The organism is Streptomyces sp. NPDC059785 (assembly GCF_042732375.1).
Taxonomy (GTDB): domain Bacteria; phylum Actinomycetota; class Actinomycetes; order Streptomycetales; family Streptomycetaceae; genus Streptomyces.
Genome location: NZ_JBHWHV010000108.1, coordinates 1 through 17,091, shown reverse-complemented (window position 1 = coordinate 17,091; position 17,091 = coordinate 1). Strand labels below are relative to the sequence as shown.

At 71.6% G+C, this 17,091-nt stretch carries 17 protein-coding genes and 2 tRNA genes; 16 read left to right on the top strand and 3 right to left on the bottom strand.

Translation table 11 applies throughout. The annotated features are described in order from the left end of the window. Positions 1–65: 65 nt before the first annotated feature. The gene (locus ACFV6E_RS41825; RefSeq protein WP_385160884.1) at positions 66–2,162 is read right to left on the bottom strand and encodes a hypothetical protein; all 2,097 of its coding nucleotides are present in this window, start codon (positions 2,160–2,162) and stop codon (positions 66–68) included. Positions 2,163–2,523: 361 nt separating this feature from the next. On the opposite strand from ACFV6E_RS41825, the gene proB reads away from it, so the two are divergent. The 5 genes from proB (at position 2,524) to ACFV6E_RS41800 (ending at position 7,605) form a co-directional block, all read left to right on the top strand. Next, positions 2,524–3,630: a glutamate 5-kinase gene (gene proB / locus ACFV6E_RS41820; RefSeq protein ID WP_385160882.1), complete on the top strand. Its 1,107-nt coding sequence runs from the start codon at positions 2,524–2,526 to the stop codon at positions 3,628–3,630. 180 nt (positions 3,631–3,810) lie between these two features. After that, positions 3,811–4,269 (top strand): hypothetical protein, encoded by a 459-nt coding sequence (locus ACFV6E_RS41815; RefSeq protein ID WP_385160994.1) that lies wholly within the window; start codon positions 3,811–3,813, stop codon positions 4,267–4,269. Positions 4,270–4,351: 82 nt separating this feature from the next. Then, positions 4,352–5,638, top strand: a complete 1,287-nt coding sequence (locus ACFV6E_RS41810; protein ID WP_385160880.1) for a glutamate-5-semialdehyde dehydrogenase — start codon at positions 4,352–4,354, stop codon at positions 5,636–5,638. Between the two features lie 123 nt (positions 5,639–5,761). Beyond that, positions 5,762–6,460 carry a hypothetical protein gene (locus ACFV6E_RS41805; protein ID WP_385160878.1) on the top strand — a complete coding sequence of 233 codons (699 nt, stop codon included), beginning with the start codon at positions 5,762–5,764 and terminating at the stop codon, positions 6,458–6,460. A gap of 77 nt (positions 6,461–6,537) precedes the next feature. Further along, the gene (locus ACFV6E_RS41800) at positions 6,538–7,605 is read left to right on the top strand and encodes a hypothetical protein (protein ID WP_385160876.1); all 1,068 of its coding nucleotides are present in this window, start codon (positions 6,538–6,540) and stop codon (positions 7,603–7,605) included. A gap of 108 nt (positions 7,606–7,713) precedes the next feature. On the opposite strand, the gene ACFV6E_RS41795 is transcribed toward ACFV6E_RS41800, so the two are convergent. Beyond that, the gene (locus ACFV6E_RS41795; RefSeq protein ID WP_385468917.1) at positions 7,714–8,889 is read right to left on the bottom strand and encodes a M48 family metallopeptidase; all 1,176 of its coding nucleotides are present in this window, start codon (positions 8,887–8,889) and stop codon (positions 7,714–7,716) included. 99 nt (positions 8,890–8,988) lie between these two features. On the opposite strand from ACFV6E_RS41795, the gene ACFV6E_RS41790 reads away from it, so the two are divergent. The 7 genes from ACFV6E_RS41790 to ACFV6E_RS41760 all read left to right on the top strand — a co-directional run bounded on the left by ACFV6E_RS41790 (position 8,989) and on the right by ACFV6E_RS41760 (position 13,793). Beyond that, positions 8,989–9,150: a hypothetical protein gene (locus ACFV6E_RS41790; RefSeq protein ID WP_385160872.1), complete on the top strand. Its 162-nt coding sequence runs from the start codon at positions 8,989–8,991 to the stop codon at positions 9,148–9,150. A gap of 241 nt (positions 9,151–9,391) precedes the next feature. Then, entirely contained in the window at positions 9,392–9,556 is a 165-nt protein-coding gene (locus ACFV6E_RS41785) for a hypothetical protein (protein WP_385160870.1), read from the top strand. Positions 9,557–9,692: 136 nt separating this feature from the next. Then, the gene (nadD, locus tag ACFV6E_RS41780) at positions 9,693–10,391 is read left to right on the top strand and encodes a nicotinate-nucleotide adenylyltransferase (protein ID WP_385160869.1); all 699 of its coding nucleotides are present in this window, start codon (positions 9,693–9,695) and stop codon (positions 10,389–10,391) included. A 16-nt stretch (positions 10,392–10,407) separates the two neighbouring features. Beyond that, positions 10,408–12,246, top strand: coding sequence for a LytR C-terminal domain-containing protein (locus tag ACFV6E_RS41775; RefSeq protein WP_385468914.1), 1,839 nt, complete (start codon positions 10,408–10,410; stop codon positions 12,244–12,246). A 233-nt stretch (positions 12,247–12,479) separates the two neighbouring features. After that, entirely contained in the window at positions 12,480–12,923 is a 444-nt protein-coding gene (gene rsfS / locus ACFV6E_RS41770; protein ID WP_385177749.1) for a ribosome silencing factor, read from the top strand. After that, complete coding sequence (locus ACFV6E_RS41765) at positions 12,920–13,591, top strand: histidine phosphatase family protein (RefSeq protein ID WP_385468911.1); 672 nt, start codon at positions 12,920–12,922, stop codon at positions 13,589–13,591. Before rsfS ends, ACFV6E_RS41765 begins: the two co-directional genes overlap by 4 nt. Before the next feature lie 129 nt (positions 13,592–13,720). After that, positions 13,721–13,793, top strand: a tRNA-Ala gene (locus tag ACFV6E_RS41760). 58 nt (positions 13,794–13,851) lie between these two features. On the opposite strand, the gene ACFV6E_RS41755 is transcribed toward ACFV6E_RS41760, so the two are convergent. Next, positions 13,852–14,709 (bottom strand): helix-turn-helix transcriptional regulator, encoded by an 858-nt coding sequence (locus ACFV6E_RS41755; protein WP_385468908.1) that lies wholly within the window; start codon positions 14,707–14,709, stop codon positions 13,852–13,854. Between the two features lie 221 nt (positions 14,710–14,930). On the opposite strand from ACFV6E_RS41755, the gene ACFV6E_RS41750 reads away from it, so the two are divergent. The 4 genes from ACFV6E_RS41750 to ACFV6E_RS41735 all read left to right on the top strand — a co-directional run bounded on the left by ACFV6E_RS41750 (position 14,931) and on the right by ACFV6E_RS41735 (position 16,999). Then, complete coding sequence (locus ACFV6E_RS41750; protein ID WP_385468905.1) at positions 14,931–16,295, top strand: MFS transporter; 1,365 nt, start codon at positions 14,931–14,933, stop codon at positions 16,293–16,295. Between the two features lie 69 nt (positions 16,296–16,364). Further along, positions 16,365–16,538, top strand: coding sequence for a hypothetical protein (locus tag ACFV6E_RS41745; protein ID WP_385177742.1), 174 nt, complete (start codon positions 16,365–16,367; stop codon positions 16,536–16,538). Positions 16,539–16,541: 3 nt separating this feature from the next. Further along, the gene (locus ACFV6E_RS41740; RefSeq protein ID WP_121403099.1) at positions 16,542–16,775 is read left to right on the top strand and encodes a hypothetical protein; all 234 of its coding nucleotides are present in this window, start codon (positions 16,542–16,544) and stop codon (positions 16,773–16,775) included. A 151-nt stretch (positions 16,776–16,926) separates the two neighbouring features. Further along, a tRNA-Ala gene (locus tag ACFV6E_RS41735) sits at positions 16,927–16,999 on the top strand. Positions 17,000–17,091 lie beyond the last annotated feature (92 nt).

The window sequence follows — 17,091 nt, the reverse complement described above, 5'->3', positions numbered from 1 at the left end:
GGGCCCGGATCCACTCCAGGATCCGGGCCCCTCGGCATACGTACTCCGCGGCGTGGCGGCGGGCGTTACGCCGTGACCGAGTCGTCCGCGTCGCTGTCCTCCGTGCCGAGGCCCTGCGCCGACTCCTGCGCCGTCTCCTCGGCGGCGCCGCGCGGCGCCGGGATCTCCGCGGCGAGCCGCGACTCCATCCGCACCCGCCGCTCGTCCGCCTTCGCGCACAGGTCGTCGACGGCCGCGTTGAAGCGGGCCAGGGACGGCGGGTCCGAGGGGCCGAGCAGGTGCTCCTTCAGCTCGGCGCGGGCCGCCGTGAAGCGGTCCTGCTCCGGGTGGCGGACCGACTCCAGCAGGGCCGGCACACCGTCCGCGGCGGGGGTGAGGACGACGCCCGCGGACACCGTCGGGAAGCCGGTGCGGAACGCCGTCTCGGACAGCCCCGAGGTGTTCGCGACCGCGTACGGCTTCTCGCTGGACAGCCAGTCGGAGACGACCGAGGAGACGTCGCTGATCAGCAGGTCCGCCTGGTTGAAGCAGGCGAAGATCGCCGGACGCGCGTCCGTGACGATCTGGTGCTCCCACTCCGGCAGGGACGCCCAGTACGCCGACTCCCAGGCCGCGGTGGCGCGGGCGATCTCCGCCTCGCGGTCGCCCTGCGGCGCACCCTGGAGCAGCATCCGCTCCATTTCGTCGGCGCTCTCCCGGAAGGCGGTCGAGGTCAGCCTGTCCAGCTCGGCCGTGCGGCGGGCCAGCTCGGCCGCCGCCTCGGGACCGGGGCGGGCGCCGGAGCGCTTGGTGTTGGCCTCGCGGATCAGCGCCTTGATGCGCTCGTTGGCGGCGCCCGCGCGCGGGTCGACGGAGCCGGTCATCGGGTGCGGCTTGTACAGGAGGCGGACGCTGTCGTCCGCCAGCAGCTTCCTGACGACGTTCTCACCGGCCAGGACCACCGAGGTGTTGCCCGGGTTGCCGTCCCAGCCCTCCCACGTGGGGGCGTACAGCACGGTCGTGTACGTGCCCGTCGGCGCGCCGGAGTAGGGGCGGATCGGTGCGAGCTGCGGGCGGCCGACCTCCACGATGTCCTTGTTCTCCACGCCGACGTCGGCCATCAGGTACCGCTCGCGGGCCGCGGGCCCGGCCACCCACACCTCGTCGTACGCCTTCGCGTACGGGTTGCAGGAGGACAGCTTGTCGCTCTCGCCGTGGTTGGTGAAGGCGTGCTTGATGGTGGGGATGCGCAGCACCTGCGAGGTCTTCGCGGCGTTGGCCGGGTGCAGCATCATCTTCAGCGTCGAGTTCTCCAGCGAGAACATCGTGGCGACCTTGGGGAAGCAGATGACCGGGACGTCGGTCGCATCGATCTTCTGCACCATGAAGCGCTCACGCAGCACGATCAGCGGCTTGGCGTCGAGGCTGGAGAGCGTGGAGAGCCACATGTTCGCCTGGTACGCGGAGGTGGTGCCGCCGGAGAAGTACATGGCGACCGTCGGCTCGTACTCCGCGAGCCACTTGTCCAGCCACTCCATGACCTGCTGCTCGTTCTTGGCGCGCTTCTTCGGCAGCAGCCAGGTGCCCAGGTAGGCGGTGCCGCCGATGATCAGCAGCAGGGCGATGCCCACGCCGATGCCGCCCCACAGCGCGTTCTTGGTGCAGGCGGTGACCATCAGGCCGGCCGTGGTGGGGACGGAGAAGGTCAGCAGGCGGTGGCCCTGGCGGCGGGCCAGGATGCGCGGCGGCGCCGTGCTCAGCCGCAGGGCGGAGGCGTCGATGTTCCGGGTGACGATCGGCAGCGTACGGACGCGGCGGACCAGGACCGCGACGGCCTGGCACACGAAGTGCAGGGCGTAGAACAGGCAGAGCGCGACCAGCAGCGGCGCCTGCTCACGGTCCGGGCTGATGCCCTCGATCCGCAGGAACCCCAGCATGACCAGCATGTCGCGCAGGAGCTGGCGGACGGTGACGTCGAAGCGGACCTTGCCGAGCAGGGCCAGCAGTCCGGGATCGCGGTACTGCAAGTAGACGTCCAGGGCGAGGCCAGCCGCGCTCGCGGCGACGAACACCGGGACGGACGGCAGCAGAGCGGCGACGATCTGGGCCGTGAAAAGCGCGAACATCAGCAGCAGCGCGGAGAGCTGCACGATGCGGCGTGGGGCGAGGCCTGCGGAGGGCACTGGCTGGGCTCCTGCGAAGGGATGCGGCGGATGGGGGGAGCGTGGGGGATGCTGTCGGCCCTCAGGGATGGGGGCGCGACCCCCGCGACGGAGGTCCGGCCCACACGATAGAGGCCGACCACTGACCGTATGACCTCTGGCACCCGGCTAGCAATCTTCCGTGAGAACTATCACCGGAAAACGGACATCTCGCCCTCGGGTGCGTCATCCGCTCGTCGTCCGCCCCTCGAAACGCGGCGGCGTCCGCGGGCCGCCCTCCCGTAGATTGCAGACACCGGACCGTCCGGACCTGCGGGGCTCCCGGACCTGGAAGACATAGGGGAAGTGCGTGTCAGCGGCTAGGCAAGCGGCCAGACAAGGCGTGGCTGAGGCCCACAGGATCGTCGTCAAGGTGGGCTCCTCGTCGCTGACCACCGCCGCGGGCGGCCTCGACGCGGACCGTGTCGACGCCCTCGTCGACGCCCTGGCCAAGAGCCGCGGCGGCGGTGAGAAGGAGATCGTGCTGGTCTCGTCCGGCGCGATCGCCGCCGGACTGGCCCCGCTGGGGCTGCGCCGCCGGCCCAGGGACCTCGCCCGCCAGCAGGCCGCCGCCAGCGTCGGCCAGGGCCTCCTGGTCGCCCGCTACACCGCCTCCTGCGCCCGCCACGGCATCCGCGTCGGGCAGGTGCTGCTCACCTCCGACGACACCAGCCGCCGCGCCCACCACCGCAACGCCTCCCGCACCCTCGACAAGCTCCTGGCGATGGGCGCCCTGCCGGTGGTCAACGAGAACGACACCGTCGCCACCGACGAGATCCGCTTCGGCGACAACGACCGGCTCGCCGCGCTCGTCGCCCACCTCGTCCGGGCCGACCTGCTGGTCCTGCTCTCCGACGTGGACGGCGTGTACGACGGCGACCCCGGCAAGCCCGGCACCGCACGGATCGCGGAGGTGCGCGGCCCGCAGGACCTCGCGCACGTCGAGATCGGCAGCGCGGGCAAGGCGGGCGTCGGCACCGGCGGCATGGTCACCAAGGTCGAGGCCGCGCGCATCGCCGCGGCGGCGGGCATCCCGGTGGTCCTCACCTCCGCCGTGCACGCCGCCGACGCCCTCGCGGGCCGCGACACGGGCACCTACTTCCACCCCACGGGCCGCCGCTCCGCCGACCGCCTGCTCTGGCTCCAGCACGCCTCCACCCCGCAGGGCGCCCTCGTCCTGGACGACGGCGCCGTCCGCGCGGTCGTCGAGCGGCGCACGTCGCTGCTGCCCGCGGGCATCGCCGCGGTCGAGGGCGAGTTCACCGCCGGCGACCCCGTGGAACTGCGCGACACCGGAGGCCGCGCCGTCGCCCGCGGCCTGGTGAACTTCGACGCCAGGGAGATCCCCCGGCTCATCGGCCGCTCGACCAGGGAGCTGGCGCGCGAGCTGGGCCCCGAGTACGAGCGCGAGGTCGTGCACCGGGACGACCTGGTCCTGCTGAACCCGTAAGAGAACGATTCGTACAACAATCGACCGGAGCGGCCCCGCACGGCCGATTCCCCGGGGCGCGGTGGTGGACGTTCCGTAAAACCGCCACGCGGTCGCGTCCCACCTGCTCAACTTTGTTGCAGAGAAGTTCGCAGGGAGATACCGCACGAGCACCGCGTGAAGGAGGCAGTCGTGAGACGAGTGCGCCCCGGGGCGGCAGCGCCCCTTGGTGGCGGCACCTCCCGCGCGATCGGCGGGGAGCGGGCCCTCACCAGCGTCGCCGCCGGGGACACCTACCAGGGCGAGCGGCCCGTGGACGTCCCCCGGCTCTGGCACGTCACCCTCAGCGTCTCCGGCCGTGAGGCGCCGCTGAAGGACGTCAGGCGCGGCCTCGAACAGCTCGCCCACGACCACCCCTTTCTGCTGACCAGCCGGTACGCCAACGACCACGCGGAGATCCGCTACTGGGAGGAGGCCCGCGACCTGCACGACGCGGCGGCGGTCGCGCTGCGGCTGTGGGGCGAGCACCGCAGGACCGCCCAGCTCCCGCCGTGGGAGATCGTCGGCCTCGAGGTCATCGACCGGGAGACCTACCACCAGCGCATCGCCGAGGGGTACGGCCCGCTGCCCGCCGCCCCCGTGGGCGTCCATCCTTTTTGAGCCGCTTCGGCGGGTGTCTCGGGGTATGGGACAACGGCGGACGGGGGCTGAACGACCCCGTCGGGAGCATTACGCTGCCGACATGACCACGCTCTCGCCGTACGACTCGATGTCCCCGGTCACCCGGGCCGCCTACCGCGCGAAGGCCGCCGCCGCCGACCTCGCGCCGCTGCCGCGGGCCGAGAAGGACGACGCGCTGCTGGCCATCGCGGACGCGCTGGAGGTCCGTACGGGTGACGTCGTCGAGGCCAACGCCAAGGACGTCGCCCGCGCCCGGGAGGCCGGCACCAGCGAGACCGTCGTCGACCGGCTCACGCTCACGCCCGAGCGCGTCCGCGCGATCGCCTCCGACGTGCGCGACGTCGCCGCGCTGCCCGACCCGGTCGGCGAGGTCGTCCGCGGCTCGACCCTGCCCAACGGCATCGACCTGCGCCAGGTCCGCGTCCCGCTCGGCGTCGTCGGCATCATCTACGAGGCCCGCCCGAACGTCACCGTCGACGCCGCCGCCCTCTGCCTGAAGTCCGGCAACGCCGTCCTGCTGCGCGGCTCGTCCTCCGCCTACGAGTCCAACACCGCCCTCGTACGGGTGCTGCGCGACGCCGTCGGCGGCGCCGGGCTGCCCGCCGACGCCGTGCAGCTCGTGCCCGGCGAGGGCCGCGACGCGGTGCGCGAGCTGATGCGCGCCCGCGGCCTGGTCGACGTGCTGATCCCGCGCGGCGGCGCCTCCCTGATCCGCACGGTCGTCCAGGAGTCCACCGTCCCGGTCATCGAGACCGGCACCGGCAACTGCCACGTGTACGTCGACGCCCACGCCGACCTCGACACGGCGGTCGAGATCCTGATCAACTCCAAGGCCCAGCGGCCCAGCGTCTGCAACGCCGCCGAGACGCTTCTGGTCCACCAGGACATCGCCGCCGAGTTCCTGCCGCGCGCCCTTGACGCCCTCGCCGACGCCGGCGTCACCGTGCACGCCGACGACCGCGTCCTCGCCTACGCCAAGGACTCCCGGGCCACCGTCGTCGAGGCCACCCCCGAGGACTGGGAGACCGAGTACCTCTCGTACGACATCGCCGCCGCGGTCGTCGACTCGCTCGACCGGGCCGTGGAGCACATCCGGCTGTGGACGTCCGGGCACACCGAGGCGATCGTCACCACCTCGCAGCAGGCCGCGCGCCGCTTCACCCGGCTCGTCGACTCCACCACCGTCGCCGTGAACGCCTCGACGCGCTTCACCGACGGCGGGCAGTTCGGCTTCGGCGCCGAGATCGGCATCTCCACGCAGAAGCTGCACGCCCGGGGACCCATGGGGCTGCCGGAGCTGACGAGCACCAAGTACATCGTGACCGGCGACGGGCACATCCGGCGCTGAGTCCGGCGGTCGGCGGGAGGGCGGGACGGCGAGGGCGACTGCCGGGCGGCCGGCGGGGCGGTGGGGGCGACTGCCGCGCGGCCGTCTCAGGGGGCGGATGAATTTCCACACCGTCTGCCCAAAATGACCCCCCAGGTCTACTCTGGATCCGTGCCGGAGGACGTGGGGGGCACGCCGTTTCAGGACGGCGGGGAGCCCGACGACGACCGCGACCGCGGGGGTATGGACGAAGAGTTCGCCTCCGTGGTCTTCGACGAGGACTTCGTGCGCGCGGCCGTGGTCCACGAGCCGACCGCCGTGGAACGCCTGCTCGCGGCCGCCCAGGCGCGCGCCGAGGCCGGCGAGGAAGCGCGCCGGGCACACGCCCGCGGAGCCCGTGGCGAGGACGAGCGCTACGAGGACGGCTTCGACCGCGACGAGACCGGCGATTTTGGTCATGATCCCGACTTCGACGACGAGGACGACTCCGAGGACGCGAACCGCCCCTACGGGATGTCCGGGAGCTACGGCAGGGCGGGCCGCTGGCACCGTCCGGTCGCCTGGATGCTGGCCCTGGTGATGGGCGTCGGCATGGTCGCCCTCGCCTTCGCCGCCGTCTACCGCGGCGCCTCCTCCGGCCGCCAGGACCAGGTGCCCCCACCGGCCTCGACGGGCCTGGAACAGGGCCGGGAACAGGGCGAGGAATCCCAGCAGGAGAAGGGCCGGGAAAAAGGCGGGGAAAACGACGAGGAAAAGGCCCGGGACAAGGTCCCGGTGACCGGCCCCTCCGCCTCCGCGGACTACTCTCCGCCTGCGGTGTCCGCGGTCCCTCGCACACCGTGACGCCCTGGTGAGAACCTGCCGGAACTTGTCGAGTACGGCCGCGTTTACCCGGGCTCGCTCGGACCTACTCTGAAAGTATGGGCGGGCCAGGAGAGCCACCTGAGGGGACGCCCGAGGGCGCCGCCGGTGGAGGAGAGGACGAATACCGATCCGTCGTCTTCGACGAGTCGTTCGTCCGCGCTGCCCGGCTCCAGGAGTTCTCCGCGCAGGAGCGCATGGGCGACCACGCCCCCGCCGTACGCCGCCGCCCGGCCCTCCACCGGGGCCTGTCCCGGCAGGCGCTGATCCTGGTCCTGCTGATCGCCGTCGCCTTCGGAACGGCGATCTACATGGGCGTCCGCCACCCGTACCAGACGCCCACCGCGCACCCCGCCGAGCCGCTGCGGATGACCGTGATCCCGCTCGCGCCGCAGGCCGCCGTCCCCGGCGCCGCCGACCCCGAGCAGCTCTACGCGCACAGCCCGGCCGCCCAGTTCCGCATCGGCGCCGACGGCTTCACCCTGCCCGCCTCCCGGCGCACCTCGCACTTCTCCGACAGTCAGGTCGTCGCCGCCCTGACCACCGCCAAGGACTACCTGGTCAGGTCCGCGCTCGACCCCGAGGTGCTCACCGGCGGCGCCGTCCGCCCGGTGCGGATCCTGCTCGACCCGGACCAGCTCGACCAGTTCGACGAGAGCTTCGACCGCCCGGCGGCGGACGGCCGGCACGCGCCCACCGGCTGGCTCGTCCGCTTCGACCCCTCCCGCGACGAACTCGCCGACACCAGGATCCGCGTCCAGGGCACCCTCCAGGCCGCCGAGTCCGACGCGGACACGATCGAGGTCATCGCCGACCACACCCTCGTCTACGCGCTGCGCCCGGCCGGCTCCGGGGACAAGGCCGAGGTGTCCCTGTTCACCGTCCGGCGCGAGCTGCACTTCCGCTTCGACCGCGACGACCTGCGGATGCACCAGGCCGAGCTGGCCGTCTCCTACGTCCAGGCCGGCCCGCTCGCCTGCGCCGACGACGCCACCAACCATCTGCGCCCGCTGCTCGCGGGACAGACCGCCAAGGCGGGCGGCCCGGCCGGCACCGACCCGTACGCGACCGGCAGCGCCACGGCCCTGTGCGGCTCACTGGCGAAGAGCGCGCAGCCGAAGGTGTAGCCCTGCGCCCGGAACCGACCTGTTCGGCCGCGTGGACCGGGGCCCGTGCGGCAGTCGCGTTCGGGACCCGTTCGGCCGCGTCGGCCGGGCTTACCCGGGCGCTCGGTGTCAGGGGCGCCCGTCGGGACCTGCGCCGTCGCCGTCGCCGTTGCCGTTGCCGTGGTCGTCGCGCGGCGGACGGTCCTGAGGAGTACTCGCGTCCTTCGCCGAGCCGCCCCCGGACCCGCTGCCGGAGCCGCCGCCCGAGGCGAAGCCGCCGAAGCCGCGCCGCACCCGGCCGCCGAGATCACCGGCCCCGCCCGCGAGATCGCTGACCAGCTTCATCAGCGGGTCCTTGGAGTTCTTCACGTCACTGGCGTAGCTGGCCGCCGACTGCCGGAACGAGTCCGAGACCGAGGTGTCCTTGTCCTCGCTGCGCCGCGGGTAGTGGCCGTCCATGATCCGCTGGTAATCGCGGGACTCGGCCCACTTCTTCAGCTCGGCCGCGCGCACCGTGGTGAAGGGGTGGGAGCGGGGCAGCACGTTGAGGATCTTGAGCACCGAGTCGCGCAGGTCGCCACCCGCCTCGTACTCCTCGGCCTGCGCGAGGAACGCGTCCACGTTCATCTCGTGCAGGTGGTTGCCGCCCGCTATCTTCATCAGGCCCCGCATCGAGGCCCTGAGGTCCTGCCCGACCAGGAGCCCGGCCCGGTCGGCCGACAGCTCCGACTTGCGGAACCACTCCCGCAGCGCGGTCACTATCGCCATGATCGCCAGGTTGCCGAGCGGGATCCAGGCGACCCGGAGCGCCAGGCTGGTCAGGAAGAGCAGGATCGTCCGGTACACCGCGTGGCCGGAGAGCGCGTGGCCCACCTCGTGGCCGATGACCGCCCGCATCTCCTCCTCGTCCAGCAGCTCGACGAGTCCGGTGGTGACGACGATGATCGGCTCGTCCAGGCCGATGCACATCGCGTTCGGCTGCGGGTCCTGGTTCACGTACATCGGCGGGACCTTCTCCAGGTCCAGGATGTAACAGGCGTCCCGCAGCATGTCGTTGAGGTGCGCGAACTGCGCGTCCGACACCCGCACCGAGTCGGACAGGAACAGCAGGCGCAGGCTCCGCTCGGGCAGCAGCCCGCTCAGCGCCTTGAAGACCGTGTCGAAGCCGCTGAGCCGGCGCAGGGCCACCAGGGCCGAGCGGTCCGCCGGGTGTTCGTAGGCCCGGGAGGAGATTCCCGGGAAGCGCCTGCGCTGCCTGCTCGGCACGTGCTCGTGCCCGTTCGGCCCGTGGCTGTCGTCGGACATGTGTCCCCCATGCGTCTGATTGCCCTGTGTGCCCCCGAAGCGATTCACAGCCTAGGCGGAGTTACCGTGGCAGGGCAGCACACCGTAAGGAGCGATCCCATGCACCACCTTCCCGCAGCCGCCTGGCTCACCGAGGCCGCGAGCGCGGCGGACCAGCAGGGGGCGGGCAGTCTGCTGCGCGTCGTGCTGATCGTGTCGGTCGTCGGCATCGTCCTGCTGGCCTGGTTCCTGCTGCGGGGCTACAAGCGCGACGACGACTGATGCCCTTCGGGAACGGGCGGCTCGGACCCCTCGGAACGGACGACCGAGATCCCTCGGGAACGGACGACCGAGATCCCTCGGGAACGGACGACCGAGATCCCTTGGGAACGGACGGCCGACACCCCTCGGGAGCGGAGGTCGGCCGTCCCAACGGCGGAGTCGGCGTGAGCCCGGCCGAGGCCCCCGCATACGATGGCCCGGACGTCTTTATCCCGCCCTCACCGGATAGGTCCTGCCGAAGATGAGCTTCCAGCACACCGCTGCCCAGTTGGTCACCCTCGCCGCCGAGGGCGAGGAGCACGGAGGCAACCACGAAAGCCTCAGCCCCTACCTGACCGGTGGCGGCGCCTTCGTCATCCTGCTCCTGCTGCTGTGGATCACCACCCGCTTCAACCGCGACCGCTGATCCCGCACCCGATCCCCCGCCTCGTTCCCCACCAGGCGACGCACCAAGTGACGCAGTTGGCTTCGTGCCGGTCTGCCCGGTTCGGCCGGGGGCTCGCGGCCGGAGCTCCCAGGCCGGGCCGGTAGGGTCTGCACGCATGGGAGAGCAGGACATGCCTACCGGTCCGGCGGAGCACGCCGGGAACGGCACCGGCAGCAGCGGGGCGGACCGGCCGGAGCGCGGCCCGGGCAACGGCCCGTCGAATCCGGGCAAGCGCCGCCTCGGCGTCATGGGCGGAACGTTCGATCCGATCCACCACGGCCACCTCGTGGCGGCCAGTGAGGTCGCCTCGCAGTTCCACCTCGACGAGGTGGTGTTCGTACCGACCGGGCAGCCGTGGCAGAAGACCGAACGCAAGGTCACGCCGGCCGAGGACCGCTATCTGATGACGGTCATCGCCACCGCCGAGAACCCGCAGTTCTCGGTGAGCCGCATCGACATCGACCGCGGCGGCCCGACCTACACCACGGACACCCTGCGCGACCTGCGCGCGCTCAATCCCGACACCGACCTCTTCTTCATCACGGGCGCCGACGCGCTCGGCCAGATCCTCACCTGGCGCTACACGGAAGAGCTGTTCTCCCTCGCGCACTTCATCGGGGTCACCCGGCCCGGCCACACGCTGGCCGACCCGGGCCTGCCCGAGGGCGGTGTCTCGCTCGTCGAGGTCCCCGCACTCGCCATCTCGTCCACCGACTGCCGGGTCCGGGTCGCCAATGGAGCACCTGTCTGGTATCTGGTGCCGGACGGTGTGGTGCGCTACATCGACAAGCGTGAGCTGTACCGCGGCGAGTGAGCCGAGAGGGGCACCGGTGAACGACCGATACGACGGGTACGGGGGCGGCGATCCGTACGAGATCGTCGGCTACGACGAGTACGGGCAGCCCGTGTACCGGCAGGTGCCGCGGCAGCAATCCGGCCAGCAGGGCCAGCAGCAGGGCCAGCACCAGAATTACGACCCCTACGGGCAGCAGCAGGGCTACGGCTACGACCCCTACGCGACCGGAGCGGCCGGAGGGCCCGGGGCGACCGGTCAGCAACCCCCGGTCCCGCCGTACGACACGGGTCAGCAGCCCCCCGCCCAGTCCTACGACACCGGACAGCAGCCCCCGGTGCCCTCGTACGACACCGGGCAGCAGCCGCCCGTCGCCCCCTACGACGGCTATACCGGCTACGAGGGCTACGACCCGTACGGCCAGGGCGCCGCGAGTCACACCCATCACGCGGACACCGCTTACGACCCCTACGGGCAGGCCGCGAGCAGCGGGCAGCAGCCGCGGGTCGCCGAGCAGACCGCGTACATCCCGCAGCAGTCCCGGCCCGCGGACCAGCCCCCGGCGCCCGCGGAGGAGGAAGGACCGCGGGCCGACCGCGACTACCGCACCGAGCAGTTCGCCTTCGTCGAGGAACCGGACGACGACTCCGAAGACGTCATCGACTGGCTCCAGTTCACCGAGAACCGCACCGAACGCCGCGAGGAGGCCCGGCGCCGGGCCCGCAGCCGGATCGTCGCCCTCGTCGTCGTCCTGGCCCTCGTGGTGGCCGGCGGCGTCGGCTACCTCTGGTACGCGGGCAAGCTGCCCGGCACCTCCTCCGACGGCGAGTCCGGCACGACCACGTCGGCGGCCGCCCAGAAGCGCGATGTGATCGTCGTGCATCTGCACAACACCAAGAAGGGCGGCACCGCGACGGCGCTGCTCGTCGACAACACCACCACCAAGCAGGGCGCCACCGTCCTGCTGCCCAACTCCCTCGCCCTGTCGGACGACGACGGCTCCACGACCACCCTCGCCAAGTCGGTCGACGACGACGGCTCCTCCGGGACGCGCGAGGCGATCGACACCGTCCTGGGCACCGACATCGAGGGCACCTGGCGCCTCGACACCCCCTACCTGAACAACCTCGTCGAACTCGTCGGCAACATCGACATCGACACCGACGCCGATGTGCCCGACCCCGACGCCAAGTCCTCCGACAAGGACTCCACGCCCCTGGTGAAGAAGGGCGAGAAGCAGACGCTCAGCGGCAAGATGGCCGTCGCCTACGCCACCTACCGGGCCTCGGGCGAGTCGCAGAACGCCCAGCTCGAGCGGTTCGGCCAGGTCATGCAGGGTGTCCTGCGCAAGCTGTCCTCCGACGAGCAGGCCGCCACGACCACCGTGCAGACGCTGGCCCAGATCCTCGACCCCTCGCTGACCGACAAGGACCTCGGCTCCTTCCTCGCCAGGCTCGCCGACCACGCCAAGGGCGGCGACTACAAGACCGCGACCCTGCCGGTCCAGGACGACGGCACCCTCAGCGCCTCGGCCACCGACAGCGTCGTCAAGAACCTGCTCGGCGGTGCCGCGAAGAGCCCCGAGGCGGGCGACGCCGTCCGGGTCGGCATCACCAACGCCACCGGCGACAAGGACGCCACCGAGAAGGCGCGCGTCGTCCTGGTCAACGGCGGCTACACCTTCTTCGACGCGGGCACCGCCGACGCCGCCCAGACCGCGTCGAAGGTCACCTACGCCGACGCGTCCGCCAAGGACGACGCGGCGGAGGTGGCCAAGACCCTCGGTCTGCCCGACGACTCCGTCGTGAAGGGCAAGACCACCTCGGGCGCGGACGTGTCGGTCGTCCTCGGGCAGGACTACAAGACGTCCTCCTGAGTGCCGCACGCCCCGGTCCGGCCAGGACCGGGTCGCGCCGCCCGGGGGCCGGGACGTGATCCGAACACGTGCCGACCAGGGGCCGGGGCATGATCCAAATATCACGTGGGGTGTCCTCGGCGGTCCGTGAGACCCTTGATACAGCCCATGAGGGCCGCTGACCGCCGACCGGGCGCCGCACGCGGGCGACCCCTGCGGCCCGGCCGACCCTGTTTCCGACCGAAAGCTGCGTAGTGACCGCCACTGACCGCTCGACCGAGCTCATCAACACCGCCGCACAGGCGGCCGCCGACAAGCTCGCGCACGACATCATCGCCTACGACGTCAGCGACGTGCTGTCGATCACCGACGCCTTCCTGCTGGCCTCCGCACCCAACGACCGCCAGGTCAAGTCGATCGTCGACGAGATCGAGGAGCGGCTGAACAAGGAGCTCGGCGCCAAGCCCGTACGCCGCGAGGGCGACCGGGAGGCCCGCTGGGTCCTCCTCGACTACGTCGACATCGTGGTGCACGTCCAGCACAGCGAGGAGCGCGTCTTCTACGCCCTGGAGCGGCTCTGGAAGGACTGCCCCGAGCTGGACCTGCCCGCCGACGCCAAGGCCACCCGCGGCAAGGCCGAGGAGCACGCCAAGCTGCAGGCCGAGGAGGACGCCGCCGAGCTCGGAGAGCTGCGATGAGCAGCGCCGGCCCGGCCGGGGGGACCCGGAAGGGCCGGGGTCGCCGCGTCATCCTGTGGCGGCACGGCCAGACGTCCTGGAACGTGGAGCGCCGCTTCCAGGGGACCACCGACGTGGAGCTCACCGAGACCGGCCGCGGCCAGGCCCGCCGCGCCGCCCGGCTGCTGGCCTCCCTGGGCCCGGACGCGATCGTCGCCTCGGACCTCAGGCGCGCCGCCGACACGGCCGCCGAGCTCGCCGCCCTCACCGGTCTCGACGTGGCGCAGGACGAGGGGCTGCGCGAGACCTACGCGGGCGTCTGGCAGGGGCTGACGCACGACGAGATCATCGCCCGCCACGGGGACGAGTACGCCGCCTGGAAGCGCGGCGAGCCGGTCCGCCGCGGCGGCGGCGAACTGGAGACCGAGGTCGCCGACCGGGCCGCCCCCGTCGTGCTGCGGCACGCCGAGAAACTGCCCGAGGAGGGCACCCTGGTGGTGGTCAGCCACGGCGGCACCATCCGCACGACCATCGGGCGGCTGCTCGGCCTGGATTCCCGGCACTGGGAAAGCCTTGGTGGGCTGTCCAACTGCTGCTGGTCCGTCCTCGGCCAGGGCGCGCGCGGCTGGCGGCTGCTCGAGCACAACGCGGGCACGCTGCCCGAACCGGTGCTCGGCGACGACGTCTGAAGCGGCCCCCGAAAGGGCGGCGACGTCCGGCCCGGTGAGGGCCGGGACCCGGATTTCACTTTCCGGCAGGTCACCGGCTACAGTTCTTCTTGTTCGCCCCGCCAAGCGGGAAGAACGCGAAGAACGCAAGGGGCTATAGCTCAGTTGGTAGAGCGCCTGCATGGCATGCAGGAGGTCAGGAGTTCAATTCTCCTTAGCTCCACAGATCAGAAATCGCTCTTTTGAGTTTTCAAAGATCAGTATTGCGGATCCCGTCCCCGTCAGGGGGGCGGGATTTCTGCTGTTCGTGACCGCTGCTCCCGCAGCAGCGCCACCCGCTCCACGGAGATGTCGTCCGCGGGCGAGTACGTCACGATCCGGCACTCGGGCATGCCGTTGATGCTCAGCGACACGGTGGTCATCCGCAGCTCGCCCACCGGATGCCGGAACGTCTTCACCCGCGACCCGTGCTGCACGACCTCGCCGCCGGCCCACAGCTCGGCGAAGTACCCGCTGGCGGCGGACAGCCCGCGTATGAAGTCCTCCCAGGCGGGCTCCCCGACATGTCTGCCGTACGCGGAGCGCAGCGTCGCCACCATCAGCGGCAGTTCGCGGTCCCGGAACATCACGGGGCAGTTCTCCTCCGGCGCCGCGAACAGCGACCACAGGGCGTTCGGAACGCGGGTACCCGGCGACCGGGACACCTGGAACAGGTCGCGGTAGGCCGGGTTGGTGGCCAGGATGTCGTAGCGCGCGTTGTAGACCACCGCGGGGTGCGGGTCCAGGGCGTCGAGGATGCTCTGGATCTCCGGGCCGACGGTCCCCTGCAAGGACTCGGGGCCGGACTCGTAGGGCACCTCCGCCAGGTGGTACAGATGCTCGCGCTCGGGGCGGTCCAGGCGGAGCGTGCGCGCCACGGCGTCCAGCACCTGCGGCGAGGCGTTGATCGGCCGGCCCTGCTCGAGCCACGTGTACCAGGTGACGCCGACGCCCGAGAGCTGTGCGACCTCCTCGCGGCGCAGCCCCGGTGTGCGCCGCCGCAGGCCCGGCGGCATCCCCACGTCGGCCGGTGTCACCCGGGCCCGCCTGCTGCGCAGGAAAGCGGCCAGCTCCGGCCTGCGTCGCTGTGTCGTGACCATGCCTTACGCACCCCCGTGTTCATCGTCGGTGCCGGAGCCCGCCGCTGCCAGGTGCTGTCAGTACCAGCATCGGCGGGCTCTCGTTACCCGTATCCAGCCGCCGCCAGGCTCGGCGCATGACGACGACAACCTCCGCAGGCCCCGGTCCGCGTGCGGTCCCGAGCTCTGCGACAAGTGAACACCCCACCACTGACAGTCACCGTCGAAGACTCCTCGCGGTCGTGCTCACCGCCCAGTTCATGGCGCTGCTCGACGTCTTCATCGTGAACGTCGCGGTGCCCACCATCGGTTCCGATCTCCACGCGTCCGGCGCCGGGCTGCAACTGGTCGTGGCCGGCTACTCCATCGCGTACGCCGTGCTGCTGATCACCGGCGCCCGCCTCGGCGATCTGCTGGGCCACCGGCGCATGTACCTCACCGGGCTCGTCCTGTTCACCGCCGCCTCGCTGGCCTGCGGACTCGCGCAGGGCACGGGCGAGTTGATCGCCTTCCGGGTGGTCCAGGGCGCGGGGTCCGCGGTGATGATCCCGCAGGTCCTCAGCCTCATCCAGCGCAACTTCGCCGGTGAGGCGCGGGCACGGGCGCTCGGCGCGTACGCCGCCGTCCTCGCGACCGGCGCCGCCGCGGGGCAGGTGCTCGGCGGCATCCTCGTCAGCGCCGATCTGTTCGGCGCCGGCTGGCGGCCCGTGTTCCTGGTGAACGTGCCGGTGGGAGCCGTGCTGCTGGCCGTCGGGGCGCGGGTGCTGCCGCGCGACACCGCGGGGGAGCCGGAACGCCGGCGCGGCCTCGACCTGCCGGGCCTGGTGCTGCTGGCCGCGGCCGTCTCCCTGTTCACGGTGCCGCTCGTGCTCGGTCAGGAGGAGGACTGGCCGCTGTGGTCCTGGCTGTCGCTCGCCGCGTCCGTGCTCCTCTTCGCCCTCTTCTGCGGCTACGAGTCCCGGTTGGCGCGGCGCGGCGGCGCACCGCTGATCGCGCCCCGCGTCCTGCGGCACCCGGGCATCGGGCTCGCGGTCCTGCGGATCATGGCCGTGATGGCGGTCAACGGCGGCTTCCTGTTCGTGCTCACCCTGCATGTGCAGGGCGGCCTCGGCTACAGCGCGCTGCGTGCGGGCCTGACCTTCGCGCCGACCGCGGTGGTCTTCGGGCTGGTCGGTCTCACCTGGCGCTCGTGGCCCGCTTCCTGGCAACGCGCCCTGATACCGGCCGGGTTCGTGATCGCGGCGGCCTCGGTGGCGGGCGTAGGGTGGACGCTGCGGGACGGCGGCGACGGCGGCGTCTTGCTGTACGTGGCGTTCACCGGCGTGGGCACGGGTCTTGCGCTGGGCTTCAGTCCGACGCTCACCAAGGCGTTGGCGACGGTGCGGCCGGAGGACGCGGCGGACGCCAGCGGACTGCTCGCGACGGTCACCCAGCTCGGGCAGCTGATCGGTGTGGCGGCTTTCGGCACACTCTTCCTGAACCGGCTTGAGTCACTTGGGGCCTCCGGGGCGTATACCTCTGCGGACGCGCTCCTCGCGTGCATGTACGCGCTGGCCGTGGCGGCGACGCTGGGTGCCGTGTCCGGACTGGTACTGAGGCGTCGCTGACCGTATTGGTCCGGCCGTGGCAGAATCAAACGGCCGGAAGGGGGCGCGGCCCGACGGGAGGGAGAAGCGATGCCTGCGAGCATCCTCGGGGAGACCGGCCATCTCCCCGAAGCGGCAGTGATACGGAAGAGGGCCACCCTCCTCGACTGCCCTTCCTGCGGTTCGGTCCACGTCGCCCAGGTCCTCGGTGACAACGGCGGCATCTCCTACGTGTGCACGGCCTGCGGCCACAGCTGGAGCTGATCGATGGGTGCACACAGGCGGAAGTGCGACTGGTGCGGCAGTGGTACGCCGATCGTCCGCGACATGGAGCCGCTCAACCACGACTACCAGTACTGGTGCGAGGAATGCGCGCGGGCGCTGATCATAAAAGGCGACCCGATCGAGACCTACCGGGAGCTGGAGGGCGAGCCGATCTACGGCCGGCTCCTGGATGAACACTGCACCCTCAAACGCTTCTATTCGTTCGCCACGGCCTGACCCCCGCCCGGCGGATCGGGCGGGGTCGCGCCGGCTCACGGAGAGCGATCTTCCGCCCGTACCCGGGCGGAACGGAAACGATTTGGTGGAGCACCCGGGTGACCGTGTAATGTTGGCGTCGCCACCGGGGAAACCGGGCGGAGCAAAGCAAGGGGCTATAGCTCAGTTGGTAGAGCGCCTGCATGGCATGCAGGAGGTCAGGAGTTCAATTCTCCTTAGCTCCACAGGAACAGAAGGCGGGCCACCCGGATCGGGTGGCCCGCCTTCGTCGTATCGAGGGTCCGAAGTCCTGTCCAGGACCCGCCTTGTCGAGGGC

Bases quoted from the DNA above. Each gene is read 5' to 3' on its own strand.
- ACFV6E_RS41800 (WP_385160876.1), top strand. From the start codon at position 6,538: ATGGGCGGGCCAGGAGAGCCACCTGAGGGGACGCCCGAGGGCGCCGCC.
- ACFV6E_RS41740 (WP_121403099.1), top strand. From the start codon at position 16,542: ATGGGTGCACACAGGCGGAAGTGCGACTGGTGCGGCAGTGGTACGCCG.
- ACFV6E_RS41790 (WP_385160872.1), top strand. From the start codon at position 8,989: ATGCACCACCTTCCCGCAGCCGCCTGGCTCACCGAGGCCGCGAGCGCG.
- ACFV6E_RS41785 (WP_385160870.1), top strand. From the start codon at position 9,392: ATGAGCTTCCAGCACACCGCTGCCCAGTTGGTCACCCTCGCCGCCGAG.
- ACFV6E_RS41745 (WP_385177742.1), top strand. From the start codon at position 16,365: ATGCCTGCGAGCATCCTCGGGGAGACCGGCCATCTCCCCGAAGCGGCA.
- ACFV6E_RS41805 (WP_385160878.1), top strand. From the start codon at position 5,762: ATGACCCCCCAGGTCTACTCTGGATCCGTGCCGGAGGACGTGGGGGGC.
- nadD (WP_385160869.1), top strand. From the start codon at position 9,693: ATGGGAGAGCAGGACATGCCTACCGGTCCGGCGGAGCACGCCGGGAAC.
- ACFV6E_RS41810 (WP_385160880.1), top strand. From the start codon at position 4,352: ATGACCACGCTCTCGCCGTACGACTCGATGTCCCCGGTCACCCGGGCC.
- ACFV6E_RS41795 (WP_385468917.1), bottom strand. From the start codon at position 8,889: ATGTCCGACGACAGCCACGGGCCGAACGGGCACGAGCACGTGCCGAGC.
- ACFV6E_RS41765 (WP_385468911.1), top strand. From the start codon at position 12,920: ATGAGCAGCGCCGGCCCGGCCGGGGGGACCCGGAAGGGCCGGGGTCGC.
- ACFV6E_RS41755 (WP_385468908.1), bottom strand. From the start codon at position 14,709: ATGGTCACGACACAGCGACGCAGGCCGGAGCTGGCCGCTTTCCTGCGC.